Annotated in this window: 10 protein-coding genes; 1 reads left to right on the top strand and 9 read right to left on the bottom strand. The window is 50.9% G+C overall.

Annotated features, from left to right (window positions below; translation table 11 throughout):
* Window positions 1-261: 261 nt before the first annotated feature.
* Both mnmE and surE read right to left on the bottom strand, forming a co-directional pair.
* Complete coding sequence (mnmE, locus tag B036_RS0114760; protein ID WP_020569502.1) at window positions 262-1,659, bottom strand: tRNA uridine-5-carboxymethylaminomethyl(34) synthesis GTPase MnmE; 1,398 nt, start codon at window positions 1,657-1,659, stop codon at window positions 262-264.
* 757 nt (window positions 1,660-2,416) lie between these two features.
* The gene (gene surE / locus B036_RS29480) at window positions 2,417-3,250 is read right to left on the bottom strand and encodes a 5'/3'-nucleotidase SurE (protein WP_020569501.1); all 834 of its coding nucleotides are present in this window, start codon (window positions 3,248-3,250) and stop codon (window positions 2,417-2,419) included.
* A 178-nt stretch (window positions 3,251-3,428) separates the two neighbouring features.
* Between surE and B036_RS0114750 the strand changes: the two genes are divergently transcribed.
* Entirely contained in the window at window positions 3,429-5,351 is a 1,923-nt protein-coding gene (locus B036_RS0114750) for a tetratricopeptide repeat protein (RefSeq protein WP_169435066.1), read from the top strand.
* A gap of 68 nt (window positions 5,352-5,419) precedes the next feature.
* Here B036_RS0114750 and rluF read toward each other — a convergent pair whose 3' ends face one another.
* The 7 genes from rluF to B036_RS0114715 all read right to left on the bottom strand — a co-directional run bounded on the left by rluF (window position 5,420) and on the right by B036_RS0114715 (window position 13,726).
* Window positions 5,420-6,127, bottom strand: a complete 708-nt coding sequence (gene rluF / locus B036_RS0114745) for a 23S rRNA pseudouridine(2604) synthase RluF (RefSeq protein WP_026232005.1) — start codon at window positions 6,125-6,127, stop codon at window positions 5,420-5,422.
* A gap of 105 nt (window positions 6,128-6,232) precedes the next feature.
* A complete protein-coding gene (locus B036_RS0114740) occupies window positions 6,233-6,982 on the bottom strand; it encodes a CPBP family glutamic-type intramembrane protease (RefSeq protein ID WP_020569498.1) in 750 nt (249 codons plus the stop codon).
* A gap of 436 nt (window positions 6,983-7,418) precedes the next feature.
* Complete coding sequence (locus tag B036_RS0114735) at window positions 7,419-9,086, bottom strand: formate--tetrahydrofolate ligase (protein WP_020569497.1); 1,668 nt, start codon at window positions 9,084-9,086, stop codon at window positions 7,419-7,421.
* Between the two features lie 559 nt (window positions 9,087-9,645).
* Entirely contained in the window at window positions 9,646-11,907 is a 2,262-nt protein-coding gene (gene pnp, locus B036_RS0114730; protein WP_020569496.1) for a polyribonucleotide nucleotidyltransferase, read from the bottom strand.
* Between the two features lie 432 nt (window positions 11,908-12,339).
* A complete protein-coding gene (locus tag B036_RS0114725; RefSeq protein WP_020569495.1) occupies window positions 12,340-12,627 on the bottom strand; it encodes a hypothetical protein in 288 nt (95 codons plus the stop codon).
* Between the two features lie 184 nt (window positions 12,628-12,811).
* Window positions 12,812-13,180: a hypothetical protein gene (locus B036_RS0114720; RefSeq protein WP_020569494.1), complete on the bottom strand. Its 369-nt coding sequence runs from the start codon at window positions 13,178-13,180 to the stop codon at window positions 12,812-12,814.
* Between the two features lie 165 nt (window positions 13,181-13,345).
* Window positions 13,346-13,726, bottom strand: coding sequence for a DUF3127 domain-containing protein (locus B036_RS0114715; protein ID WP_020569493.1), 381 nt, complete (start codon window positions 13,724-13,726; stop codon window positions 13,346-13,348).
* Between the last annotated feature and the right edge of the window lie 36 nt (window positions 13,727-13,762).

Below are 13,762 nucleotides of genomic sequence, written 5' to 3'. Positions count from 1 at the left end.
CCACCACTTGTTCTTACGACGGTAGCTTTAAGTATCCGTCACAATCCTTCGATTAAACCAACTAGTTATCAGAGAGTTATGCCCACCCACTATTCCAACAATCATTTGGTGACATTAAAAGCTCAAAAAGGCCTCAATGGCTTCATTGCTCAATTTGTCACCAAAAAAGTGATGTAAAAACGGACGAAAAAATATTCGCAGTGAAGTTGCAGAAAAACAATCTTTTTAGGGAGCGGTGCCTCCTCATGAGAAAACGGCGAGCTATTTTCCAATACAAAAATTAGAAAATATATTCCCCAGCAAATCATCTGTGGTAATTTCTCCAGTGATTTCTCCGAGTTCACGAAGGCTTTGCCGGATGTCCATGGCGATAAAATCCTGGCTGAGTCCGGTCTTCAGACCTTGCAGAACGCGGACCAGGGCCTGGTCTGCCCGACGCAGCGCGTCGTAGTGGCGGGCGTTGCTGAGGACGACTTGTTGCTGGTCCAACCCAGCCGTCCCGCCGGTGGCTACGGCGAGCAATCGATCCTGTAAATAACCGAGATTACTCCGGGATTTGGCGATCATCGGGATGAAATTGTCGTTCGGTACCATCCACTTGCCGGTGTAGTCTTCGCCGAAATAGTGCTCGTACTTCGTATAGGGGTTGAGGTCCATTTTATTAGCGACGACTACCAGCTGAAGGTCTTCGCGGTAGAGCGCGTCCAGGTCAGCAGCGAGGGTTTCCGGATCAGTTTCTATGACGTCGAAAACGTAGACCAATAGTTGGCTGGTGCGCACGCGTTCCAGGGCCCGTTCGACGCCGATGGCCTCGATGGTATCCGAGGCTTCCCGGATACCGGCGGTATCCACCAATCGGAAAGTCACGCCACCGATATTTAGGGTTTCCTCGATGGTATCCCGGGTAGTACCGGGGATTTCGGAGACGATGGCACGTTCCTCATTGAGCAATGCGTTGAGCAGGGTGGATTTACCGGCATTGGGCCGGCCGGCGATCACGGTGGTAATGCCTAACTTGATGGCGTTCCCTAAGCGGAAAGAGGTCGTCAACGCCTCAATGCGTCCCCTGATCTTGTCTACCAGTTCGCGGAGCTCCGTCCGGTCGGCAAATTCGACGTCTTCCTCCCCGAAATCAAGTTCCAATTCTATTAGGCTGGCAAAGTTGATGAGCGCCACGCGCAGTTCTTTGATCTCGTCACTCACCCCACCCCGAAGTTGCCGCAAAGCGATCCGGTGGGCAGCTGCCGATTGACTTGCAATCAGGTCAGCGACTGCCTCCGCCTGGCTGAGGTCGAGCTTTCCGTTCAGGAAAGCGCGTTGGGAGAATTCCCCCGGCTGGGCCATCCGGGCGCCAGCGTCAATGCAAAGCTGTACTACCCTGCTGAGTATGTAGGGACTTCCGTGACAACTGATCTCTACCGAATCTTCTCCCGTATAACTCGCGGGAGCCCGGTATAGGGTTATTACGACTTCATCGATGGGTGCACCGTCCTCTCCGGCCAGGATACCGAACCATGCTTTTCTGGCTTCACTTTGCACCAGCGTTCGCGCCGGAAAAAAGTCATCCACCAAAACGATGCACCCTGTTCCCGAGAGCCGAACGATTCCGATGGCCCCTTCTCCGGTGGGGGTGGCTATGGCGACGATGGTTTCCTGCATGGTGCGAAGATAAATGTATTGGCCTCGAAAAATAACCACTTTGGCATTAAGGCCATTAAGCAGTACACTAAAGGTGAGATATTGGAGTAACTATCTGAGCGTATTTAGCAGGACTGCTACGCAGCTATTTGGTGCTCACAGAGGTCACACGGAGGGAGGCACTGAGGAAGCACAGAGATGCCGGCGTGGAAGGAGGAGGAGGAGGAGAATAACCACTAAGGCATTAAGGTCAATAAGGGCTACACTAAGGGAAGGGAAAATCATTAAGGACATTCAGGGCTGCTTCGCAGCAAGGGGTTCTCGCAGAGGGCAGCACCGAGAGAGGCGCTGAAGAAGCACAGAGGTGCCGCGATGGCAGGAGGAGCCAAAGCACCTGAGTGCGACAGCCTGCCTTCTACCCGCTACCGGGGGCGAAGCCCGTCTACCGAGCGAAGTGCCTACCTCTTTTTTGCCGCGCAAAAAAAGAGCGCGCCTCGTCAAGACGAAGCGCGCTCTTAAAGTGTACCGGATGGCAGATGGTGGGTGTTCTCATCTTTCGTGAACGATCCGGGAGAAAGTAAAATATCGCAATACTCTCATGAGATAATGATCCTCTTCTCGAGGCAGTCAAAACTAAAGTGCCTAACGGGCGCGGTCTGAGGTAATTTCCTATGAGATCGGAAGCAAAGGTAGTCGGTTTAATGACACGTATTGCATCAAATGGCAACTGCTTACGGAGCGGGGCTTTTTAAGTCGTAAACGGTCAGGACAATGCAATTTAGAATTGCTCGAGGTGTTGTTCCCGGCTAATCCCCTGGTCTCCGCCACTGGCTCCGTCTGGCTGAAGGGAGGCCTCGATGGTTGTCAAACGCTCCAGCGCGGCATGGTTCGTCAGGTCATGATGGCTGGGCACCAGCGTAACGTAGCCCGCCCGCAGCGCGTTGGCATCAGCGTCTTCCCGCGGGTCTTCATTGACGAATTTCCCCGTCAGCCAGTAATAAGGACGGCCCCGGGGGTCTTCCCCTTTTACGTATTCTTCCACCCAACGGGCTTCCGCCTGCCGGCAAATTTTCAAGCCTTTGATTTCTTCCGCCGGGAGGTTAGGGATGTTTACGTTGAACAAACTCCCTTCTTCCATACCGTGCTTCAGAACGTGGCTAATCAGTTTACGAACGTAGGGACGGCAAACGGTGAAATCCGCATCGGACTGATAGTTCAAAAAGCTAAACCCGATACTGGGAGTATCTTCCAAACTGGCCTCCATCGCGGCCGACAGGGTACCGGAGTAAATGATGTTAATGGCTGCGTTGCTGCCGTGATTGATGCCGGAAACACAGAGGTCGGGCGACCGACCGTCGAGCAAAACACTCTTCGCAATTTTGACGCAATCCACCGGCGTGCCGCTACATTCGTAGGCCTCGATTTCCTCTCCGAATACGTTACTTTCCCGAACAAATACCGGTCGCTCAATCGTGATGGCGTGCCCCTGCGCAGATTGTGGGCTATCTGGTGCTACTACCAGCACGTCGCCAAATTCACGGGCGATGCTTACAAGTTCTTTAATGCCACCAGCGGTGATGCCATCGTCGTTAGTAATTAGGATTAGGGGCATGGGTTGGTATTTTGTTGCTGTTGGTCTATTGACCTGTTGTGATTCTTTGCCAACACCCCCAGGCAGTCAAGGTTTTCAATTTTCCTGGAAATAGCCCCGGAAAACTAACACAATTCCCCGGGTTGCGTACTTTCACCACATGGCAAAAAGTAAGCACAAGCAACCTCAACCTAAACAAGTGCCAATCGCTACCCTCTCCTGGTATCGTAAACCTCGCTTACAGGCGATTGTGCTGTTCGCGCTGTCTTTCCTGATCTATGCAAATACACTTGGCCATGATTTTGCACTGGATGACGCCATCGTCATTACCGACAACGAGATCGTCCAAAAAGGCATCGCTGGCTGGGGCGAGCTGTTTAGTCACGATACTTTCTACGGCTTTTTCATGGATGACGGAAAAGCCAACCTGGTCGCTGGAGGGCGTTATCGCCCGCTAACTCCGGCCATGTTTGCGCTGGAACAGCAGATTAGTAACGGCCCGTTTCTCTCCCATTTACTCAACGTGCTTTGGTACGGTGCTCTGGTGCTGGTGATCTTCGGTTTCGTGCGCGATCTGGCCAAAACGCAGAAGAACCTGCCGTGGTGGTTTGCGCTTGGTATTGCGGCATTATTTGCCGCCCATCCTTTGCACACAGAGGCCGTAGCCAATATTAAAGGTCGTGACGAGATCATCGCCTTACTTGGAGCTGTCGGAGGAACCTGGCTGATCTTCCGGGCAGCCGAGCGGGAACATTTCTTGGGCGCGGTCGCAGGTGCAGGGTTAGTTTTCCTGGGGAGCCTGGCTAAGGAAAACGCCATCACTTTCCTGGCCGTCATACCTCTGGTACTGCTTTTATTCCGTAGCAAAGAAGGAGCAGGCGGCCGACTAAAATATTTCCTGCCCGCCGTTATTGGTGTGGCAGCGTTTCTGGCCCTGCGGTCTGCCGTCATCGGTCTTTCGCTGGGTGACCCCGTACGTGAGCTGATGAACAACCCGTTTCTGGAGTTACAAAACGGTGTTTGGGTAGACATCTCCGCCGGTGATCGGCTGGCCACCGTGATGCATACCTTATGGGAGTACCTCCGGCTTCTGTTTGTACCGACTAACCTGGTGCACGACTACTACCCCCGAGCCATTCCCATCATGAGCTGGGCTTCGACAACCCCGTGGCTTGGTTTATTACTGCACGCTGGCCTGGCCGTTTTCGCGCTGCTGAAGTGGCGCACCCATCGCTTCGTCACGCTGGGCATAATGATCTACCTGGCGTCTTTGTCGATCGTCAGCAACGTATTTTTCAGCGTCGGCACCAATATGTCCGAACGCTTCCTGTTTATGCCTTCCCTTGGTTGGGCTATTGCCGTAACTTCTTTACTGGTCTGGCTGACGCGGAAATTCGGCGGGACCATTTCCTGGGCCATCCCCATAATTGTGTTGTTATTTTCTGGTCTTACGGTCGCCCGCAACCCGGCTTGGGCCGACAATTTCACCCTTTTCACCACCGACGTTGTCAAGCAACCCAACAGTGCCAAACTACTGAATGCTGCGGGTGGTGCCCGGGTCGAACGCTACCAATCCCTCCCTTCCACAGCACAACCCAACCAACAGCAATTACTTCTTGACGCTAAGGCGGATCTGACACGAGCCATTGAAATCCATCCGACTTACCGCAATGCTTACCTGCTGCGCGGCAATGCTCAGTTGTTGCTAAACGAATACGACGCTGCCATCACCGATTACGATAAGGCTATTGACCTATCTGACACCTACCAGGCTGCTACGGACAACCTGGTCATTGCTCTAACCTCCGCCGGCAAAGCCGCCGGGGAAGAACGCGGAGACCTGCAAACGGCTTTCCGTTACCTCCTCCGTGCGGAGCAGCTGGCCCCCAACGATTATGAAACGCTCCGCCTGCTGGGCGTCGCCTCCGGCGTCTCTGGCCAAACGGCGCAGGCGCTGGATTACTTCCGCCGGGCCTCTCAGGCCCGTCCCGATGACGCGGAAGCACACTGGAACTACGCCATTGCGCTGTATAACGCCGGGCAAACGGAGCTTGCTGAAACTGCGTTTCAGGAGGCGGAACGGTTGAAGCCGGGGATACGTCGGGAAAGGGCGGGGGGGTAGTCTTGTGGTCTTGTAGTCTATTGGTCTTGTGGGGCTACCGTATTAGGCAGCCCCACAAGACCACGAGACTATTTACTATTAGCCATAAGCACTTCCAATTCATCCTCCCTTAACTCCCGCCACTCCCCCACCGGGAGGTCATCCAGGCGGACATTCATAATGCGGATACGCTTCAGAGTCAGCACCTCAAAGCCGAGGTACTCACACATCCGGCGGATCTGCCGATTAAGGCCCTGGGTAAGGATGATGCGGAAACGGTGCTTTCCGAGTTTTTCTACTTCACATCGCTTGGTAACAGTGTCCAGGATGGGTAGGCCCCCGGACATTCGCTTTACGAATTCGCGGTTGATGGGCTTGTTCACCGTAACGATGTACTCCTTATCGTGGGCATTTTCTACCCGTAGGATCTTGTTGACGATATCACCGTCGTTGGTCAAAAGGATGAGGCCAGTTGAGGGTTTGTCGAGCCGGCCGATGGGAAAGATGCGTTCCGGGTAGTTGACGAAATCGATGATGTTCGTCTTGTCTCGCTGGTCGGTCGTACAAGTAATGCCTGGCGGCTTGTGTAGGGCCAGGTAAACGGCGGTGGGTTTTTCGGTAAGGGATTTACCGTCCACGGTTACTTCGTCGCCCTTTTCTACCCGGTTGCCCTTTCGGGCAACTACGCCGTTCAGCGTTACCCTGCCGGCGTCCAGCAGTTTATCCGCTTCCCGGCGGGAGCAGAGGCCGGTTGCGGCGATGAATTTATTGATGGAGATGGAGATGTCTTCTGCCATGGGGCGAAGGTAGGGGTTTGGGCATATTTTGCGGTTCTCCATCTGTGAAGATCTTCGTCATCCGTTGTAATCTGCAATTCAGAAAACATATTCATGATGGTCGTTCTAGTCAGCAAAAGGTAAAAGCGAAAGACCCAAAGCAATCAAATTAGTTGCCATATGAAAAAAGAGCGGGTACCGAAACCCAAAAGCGACTCTTGTATAACCCGAAATGATCCCGGTCATCAACTGAGGTAAGGTGATTAACGGAAGGAATAATAAATTCATCAAGTTGAACTCGTAGTTAAAGACGTGGATCCAGGCAAAGGTGATACAGGAGACATAATAGATGCTGCGGAAATGATTGGTCCACACCTCAGCTAATTTCTTGCTGATCGACTTCATATTCAGTAATGGATACAACAACAGCACCAACCCAATAGACAGTACTATCCTGGTAAGGAACGTCTCGTCTACAGCGCTGATTTTTGTACCGAACACGGCCTTGGTCAACACATAGTATAAAAAGACGCCAGAGGTTAAGGCCAGATAAATCGGCTTAAACTTTAAGGAAAGCCTAAAAGCGACCTCCTCCACCATGGGTAAAATCAGCACCGTAACGAGTAGTAGCATCAAAGGTGAGAACCGTTCCGCCATACTTGATTTTGTTAAGTTCTCCGGATCATGGATCAAGCCTACCAGAATCGATATCGGGATCAGACAAAGAATTTTCACGACAAACAAGCCAATGGTATCGTATACCTTGAATTTTGTCGACTTTTCTGTTGCTTCCCTATTCTCAGGCTTTTTTACAAACCCAACGATGTCTTTGAATAGTGAATAGTAATATTTAGGCCGGACGAAAGGGTACTCCATGTGATATTGGAACTATATACAAAATGAATATCCTTGTCTACCTAAGAAGACTGATGATTATCATCTTGAAGATAGCAACGATCATTGACGGAGAATTACTTTTAAGATCAAACCAATGTTCTTCTATACAAACTGGTCTTGAGCTGCTATGAACAAGCTGGGGCGTTTGAAACGTGAAGCTTGGGCTAAGCGTAATCCTACAGGCCTTCCCCTCTGAGCAGTTGCTTCTTAAGGGGTGCAAACAAGGCTCGCATTGCCCTACGCAGCTTCTATTTCCAGATTTCCCACCACTGCTTTGAAGAACCATTTGATCCCGCTTGGCTTCTTCCTTTCCATTTCTTGTATTCTTCTTCCAAATGGATTTTCATATCATTCCCTGAATAACTACTACCGATTGGTTCAGCATTCATTATGATTTCAACTTAGGCGCTATTTATCAAAACAACCCCACGATTGTCCCTTCACTATCCATTTCAATATTTTCAGCAGAGGGAGTCAACGGTAGGCCAGGCATCCTCAGCATATTGCCGGCAATCGGAATAATGAACCCTGCTCCCGTAGCTATTTCAAACTCACGAATGTGTATGTCAAAGTTTTCAGGACGCCCGATCAGCTTAGCGTTATCGCTTAAGCTTTTTTGCGTTTTGGCCATGCAGATCGGTAGGTTACCGTAACCTAAGTCTTCAAATCGCTTTAACTGTCTTTTAGCTACAGCGGTAAGTTCTACATTGGATGCTCCATATATCTTCCGACAAATCTTTTCTATTTTAGTCAAGGGGGCGTCTTCCAGGTCGTAAGTAGGAATAAATTCCTTGTCACAGGTCTTTACAGCAGCGACTACCTTCTCCGCCAATTCAGTACATCCCTTACCTCCATCAGCCCAACCATAACTCAAGGCTACTGGCACTCCTAGTTTTTCGCAGTGCGCATAAATCAGTTCCTTTTCAGCAGCTGTGTCGCTGCTAAAGGCGTTTACGGAAACGACCACTGGCAATCCAAAGCTTTGAATACTTTCAATATGCTTTTCCAGGTTTGGCATTCCTTTCTCTAGTGCATCTACATCTTCTTCAGTTAAGCTATTAAGTGGCTTCCCTCCATGATACTTAAGTGCGCGAATGGTCGCCACGACCACCACCGCCTTTGGGGACAAACCAGCTCTTCTACACTTTATGTTCAAGAATTTTTCAGCACCTAAATCTGCTGCAAAACCTGCTTCAGTCACTGCATACTCACTTAAGCTCAATCCCATTTTTGTAGCGATAATAGAATTGGTTCCCTGAGCAATATTAGCGAATGGGCCACCATGAATAATGGCCGGGTTCCCCTCAAGAGTTTGTACCAGGTTTGGTTTGATGGCATCTTTCAATAACACGGCCATGGCACCAGCGGAATTAAGGTCTTTAGCATAAACGGCCTTTCCTTCAAAAGTATCCCCTATGTAGATGTTCCCGCACATCTCTTGTAAGTCTTCTAAATTCTTACACAAACATAGAATGGCCATTATTTCGGACGCAGCCGTAATATTGAAACCTGTCTCACGAGGAACGCCCCCGGCTTTCCCTCCTAAGGCAGCAACGATGTTTCGAAGCGCACGATCGTTCATGTCCATACAGCGTTTCCAGATTACCGTACGCGGATCAATGTCTAAACTTCTGCTCTTACTCTGTATGTTGTTATCAATTAAAGCAGCCAACAAGTTATTCGCCATACTAATGGCATGGAAATCACCCGTAAAGTGTAGGTTAATATCAACCATAGGAATCACTTGACTCCATCCACCACCAGCAGCACCGCCTTTCATACCGAAAACAGGACCTAAACTAGGTTCTCTTAAGACAACAACTGATTTTTTACCGATGTGATTCAGGCCATCACTCAAGCCAATACAGGTAGTGGTCTTCCCTTCGCCCGCAGGGGTTGGTGTAATGGCTGTAACTAAGACAAGGTTGCCTTTACTTACCTTCTCCTCTTCTATCAAATCCAAAGGCAGCTTTGCCTTTTCTCTACCGTAGTATTCTAAATGTTCTTCCTTGATGTTTAACTTATTCGCTACTTCCCGAATATGTTCAGCGATGACTTTCTGTGCAATTTCTATATCCGTCATTTCTTTTCCTTTAAGTGTTGGAAGTAACTACTAAAGGGGATTAGCTAAATGGCTGTCGAACTCCCTTTTGCCTAAACGTTACCTGACAAATATACACAACCGTAAGGTTTGCGATTTTTTCAGGTGCCTGCTACTGAGCAAAGTGTCAGAGGCAGAGCCCCTGACCTCAGAACGTGACTTTCCAGGTTGGTGCAAAGTGATTATTCTGAAATTTGGCCCCAGCGAATTTCTTAGCTTTTCTTTCGAGTACGCTAAAATGAGGCATTCGTAAAATCCAACTTTGAAATCAATAACCTGACGAGCTAGACATCACGGAAAGGGCTTGGCGTGGCCACTTTCAATGCTTAATCCTAGAAACACCTAAATGCTGCACTTGACGCAATGAAGTTGAGTGCTGCACAGGGCACAATTTCGCGGGAGAGGTACACCAAAGGCTTTCTTTAGGTAATTGATGCTTTCCCCGACGAGCAAAGTCCCCAAAAAGGGAAACGCCCGGCAGCACCAAGGCCACCGGGCGTTTCCCGTAGTCAATCATAAGCAGGCAAGCTGCTCACAAAATTTAGTCCCGGCGATCACGACGATCACGATCACGACCACCGCGGCGGTCACCGCGGTCTCCACGGTCACCGCGATCACGGCGTGGACGATCCTTGGCCGCTTTGCGCTCGGCTTCGAGCTCTTCGTCGGTCGGGATGGTGCCGTCGGCACGTGGCATGATGGCTTTGCGGCTGAGGCGAAGTTTACCGGTACGCTCGTCGATATCGACGATTTTGAAGGTAACCTCGTCGCCTTCGCTGAAGGCGTCCTCAACGTTGTCGATGCGGCTGTGGCTCATCTCAGAGACGTGCAGCAGGCCATCCTTACCACCTTCGAAACCAACGAACACACCGTAAGGCATGATGGTCTTCACGTGGCCGGTGTAAACACCACCTACCTCAGGGGTAAAGGTGATCTTTTTGATCCGCGCAACGGCGTCATCAATCGCAGCTTTGTCATTAGAAGCAATGGAGATGTGGCCCTTACCATCGACTTCGTCGATGTTGATGTTAGTACCAGTCATTTCCTGCAGCTCCTGGATGATCTTACCTCCAGGTCCGATAACGGCACCGATGTAAGACTTCTCGATGATCAGCTTCACGATCCGCGGAGCGTGTGGCTTCAGGTCATCGTTCGGCTTACTGATGGTCTTAGCCATTTCACCGAGAATGTGGAGACGACCAACGCGGGCCTGCTCCAGTGCTTGTTCGAGTTGCTCGTAAGGGAGACCGTCGATCTTAATGTCCATCTGGCAGGCGGTAATACCATTCTCGGTACCCGTCAGTTTGAAGTCCATATCACCGAGGGCATCCTCGTCACCGAGGATATCGGAGAGGATAGCAATCTTGCCACCTTCAGCCACCATACCCATGGCGATACCGGCTACGGCACGCTTGAGTTGAACGCCGCCATCCATCAAAGCCATAGAACCGGCACAGACGGTAGCCATAGAGCTGGAACCGTTGGATTCCATGATGTCAGAAACGATGCGGATGGTGTGGGTCATCTCGTCGGGCAGTACCTGACGGATAGAGCGGTGGGCGAGATTGGCGTGGCCAACTTCACGACGGCCGGGGCCGCGCATCGGCTTAGTCTCGCCTACGGAGTAAGCGGGGAAATTGTAGTGCAGGATAAAATCAGCAAAACTGTTCTCGTACGCAACATCAACCATCTGTTTGTCGGTCTTGGTACCGAGGGTAAGGCTGGTCAGTGCCTGGGTCTCACCACGGTTGAAGATCGCCGAACCGTGTGCAGAAGGGAGGTATTCAACTTCCGTCCAGATATCACGTACCTGATCGAATTTACGGCCGTCGAGACGGACACTTTCGTTGAGCATCAGACCACGAATGGTCTTCTTCTGAATTTTGTCGTAAGCAGCGCTGAGCTCCTCCTTGTTTTCCTGCTGCCATTCTTCGCCTTTCTCTTCGAGAACGGCGGCTTTGTAATCTTCCTTCACTTTCTTGAAGGCGTCCTTACGCTGTTGCTTGTTAAGGGCACCACGCGCAACGGTTTCGACGGCGGCTTTCACCTTACCTTCAACGTAGCTGAGGATTTCCTCGTCAACGGTAGCAATCTCGACTTCGCGAGGAGTGGGGTTCACCATAGCGCGAAGCTCGAGCTGGGCCTTACACATGGTCTTAATGGCATCGTGGCCAACTTTGAGGGCTTCGATGATGGACTTTTCGTCCACTTCTTTGCCTTCACCTTCTACCATCATGATGTTGTCGGCGTCGGCCGCAACGATGAGGTCGAGGTCAGCGTCCTTGAGGGCGGAGCGTTCTGCGTTAACGACGTATTCGCCATCAATGCGCGCTACGCGGCATTCAGAAATCGGCCCGGCGAAAGGAATGTCGGAAACCATCAGAGCGGCGGAGGCGGCTAGGCCGGCCAGCGCGTCGGGCATCACTTCCGGATCGAGAGAGATCAGGTTGATGATAACCTGCGTATCGAACATGTAACCCTTAGGGAAAAGTGGACGAATGGCACGGTCAACGATGCGACTGATGAGGATTTCGTAATCGTTAAGGCGCGTTTCCCGGCGGAAGAAGTTACCAGGGATGCGGCCCGCAGCTGCGAACTTCTCCTGGTAATCAACGCTCAGCGGAAAGAAGGCCTGGCCTTCGCGTACGCTGTGTGAGGAAACTACTGAACAGAAAAGCATGGTATTACCACACTTTACTACGACTGAACCGTCGGCCTGCGTGGCCAGTTTTCCGGTTTCGATGGTGACTTCGCGCCCGTTTGGCAATTCGAAGTTTACCGTCATTGGGGTCTTATTACCCATGGTTGTATATGACTTGGTTAAATATTCAAAGTAAAGGAGGAAGGGGAGAAAAAGGGAAGGGTTGGGAAACCCTGCTTTTTAATCCTTACACTGCACCTGCGGCCGCGCCCTGCATATCATACAGTAGAGCAGCTGCGCAATGGCAGCAACACAAAACAGCCTTGGAATGGGGGAGGGAGAATCAGCTGGATTGCCGAAATGCGCCGAAACGCAGAGGGGTATCTTCTTCCCGCCGGTGGTCCGCTTGTAGAACCGGCGGCAGCCACACGTTTGCGGCTTCAATCTATGGTCATTTTATATCGCCGCGAAGATAGGGAATAGAAACTAGAAACCAGGAGGGAGGTTCCAGGTGTAGTCATATTTAAAATCAACTGTACCCGCACACCGCTTGACCATCTAGTTCTTAGTTCCTTAGCTATTAGTTTCCAGCGACTAAAGCAACTCTCGTCCAAACCAGAAAAACCAGCAAAGCGCCAGGATCATCGTCCCGGTAGCGAGGCCACGCAGACTACGGTTACGGTATACTTTCCGGAAGTAATTCAGCGGCATCACGTTGAGGCAGATGGCGATAAGCGCCAGGGTACGTTGCTCGAAAATGATGGGCCGGCCAGCACTGGCAGCGATAAAGTCCTGTGCCTGCAACAGCAGAAAATACGCAATGAAAGGTACGATCAGGGAGACGGCAAGGCCGATCAGAATATTGTCGTTGCGTGGGACCATGGAATTGTTGTTGAATATTTAGTCAAAAAGTCACTTGTCCGTCCCGCAGAGCTGCGGGAGAGGAACAACCTGGCTCGTCGGCGAACGAGTTAAGACCATATGAATGTATGTATAAGCCTACAACGAACCACCTTCAAGTTTTGGTTCCCCGTTAAGAGCCTGTGAATACATAAGTTATCGGTCTTTACTCCACATACTCCTGCCGCTTGATCAGGAATACCCATTCCTTATCCTTATCATCTTCGACCCGGTAGCCGTAGTCGTAGCAAAAGTGGTAGAGGGTATCATTTTTGGTCCGATACTCATTAGTGAAGTACCGAAATTTGAACCCGCGGTCGATCATCCGGTCCTTTCGGACATTGGCCTTGCCGTCCGGGTTCAACTCTGCCAACACATTGCGGTTGTGCCGCAGGATGTTGTTAACGTTGCGTTGGAAGGCGAGGTTCTGAGCATTCTGACGGTTGTGGAACGTAGCCCGACAGGCGGCCGAACAGTACTTCTTATCGATGCGGCCAGTGTACTCGTCTCCACATTCTGGGCAGTTCCTCTTCATAGTTTATAGTTTATAGTGGGTAGTAAGTAGTGCTGCCGCAGATTGCTGCTCGCTTCGCTCGTGAGGCATTTTTTCAAATCCCCATTACACAAATGAAGCCGTACGAGCGAAGCGAGCAGGTACTTGCGGCAGCACTACCCACATCTACTACCCACTTACTTACTATTAAAACGGCAGGTCATCCGACGCTTCTGCAGTAGGCTCATCGGTAGTGCTGGCCGTAGGAAAGTCGTTGAAGCTCTCAGCGGCGGCAGCCGGTGCGGAGGCGGCAGCACCGCTCACCTTCTCTACGCGCCAGGCGTTGAGGTTAGTGAAGTACTTCTCCTGCCACTGGCGACCCCGGAGGTCGAAGTGTACTTTGATTTCGTCCCCTTCGTTGTAGTCGTCAATGATTGCGGTACGATCCTGAGTAGTCTGAAACTTAACGAAGTTATCGTACTGTCCACCGTCGTTGGCTTTGATGACAAAGTCACGTACCCGGAAAGATTCGCCCTTGGTCTCGGTCTCAAATTTTTTAACTAGGGTACCGGTGATTTCGTAAGACATGCTGTTTTATTAATTGTTGATTGGTAATTGTTGATT

The organism is Neolewinella persica DSM 23188, assembly GCF_000373105.1.
Taxonomy (GTDB): domain Bacteria; phylum Bacteroidota; class Bacteroidia; order Chitinophagales; family Saprospiraceae; genus Neolewinella; species Neolewinella persica.
This window is presented reverse-complemented; position numbering and strand designations above follow the sequence as displayed.

Excerpts from the sequence above, each read along its gene's own strand:
- pnp (WP_020569496.1), bottom strand. The coding sequence starts at position 11,907 with ATGGGTAATAAGACCCCAATGACGGTAAACTTCGAATTGCCAAACGGG.
- rluF (WP_026232005.1), bottom strand. The coding sequence starts at position 6,127 with ATGGCAGAAGACATCTCCATCTCCATCAATAAATTCATCGCCGCAACC.
- B036_RS0114720 (WP_020569494.1), bottom strand. The coding sequence starts at position 13,180 with ATGAAGAGGAACTGCCCAGAATGTGGAGACGAGTACACTGGCCGCATC.
- B036_RS0114715 (WP_020569493.1), bottom strand. The coding sequence starts at position 13,726 with ATGTCTTACGAAATCACCGGTACCCTAGTTAAAAAATTTGAGACCGAG.
- B036_RS0114740 (WP_020569498.1), bottom strand. The coding sequence starts at position 6,982 with ATGGAGTACCCTTTCGTCCGGCCTAAATATTACTATTCACTATTCAAA.
- surE (WP_020569501.1), bottom strand. The coding sequence starts at position 3,250 with ATGCCCCTAATCCTAATTACTAACGACGATGGCATCACCGCTGGTGGC.
- B036_RS0114725 (WP_020569495.1), bottom strand. The coding sequence starts at position 12,627 with ATGGTCCCACGCAACGACAATATTCTGATCGGCCTTGCCGTCTCCCTG.
- mnmE (WP_020569502.1), bottom strand. The coding sequence starts at position 1,659 with ATGCAGGAAACCATCGTCGCCATAGCCACCCCCACCGGAGAAGGGGCC.
- B036_RS0114735 (WP_020569497.1), bottom strand. The coding sequence starts at position 9,086 with ATGACGGATATAGAAATTGCACAGAAAGTCATCGCTGAACATATTCGG.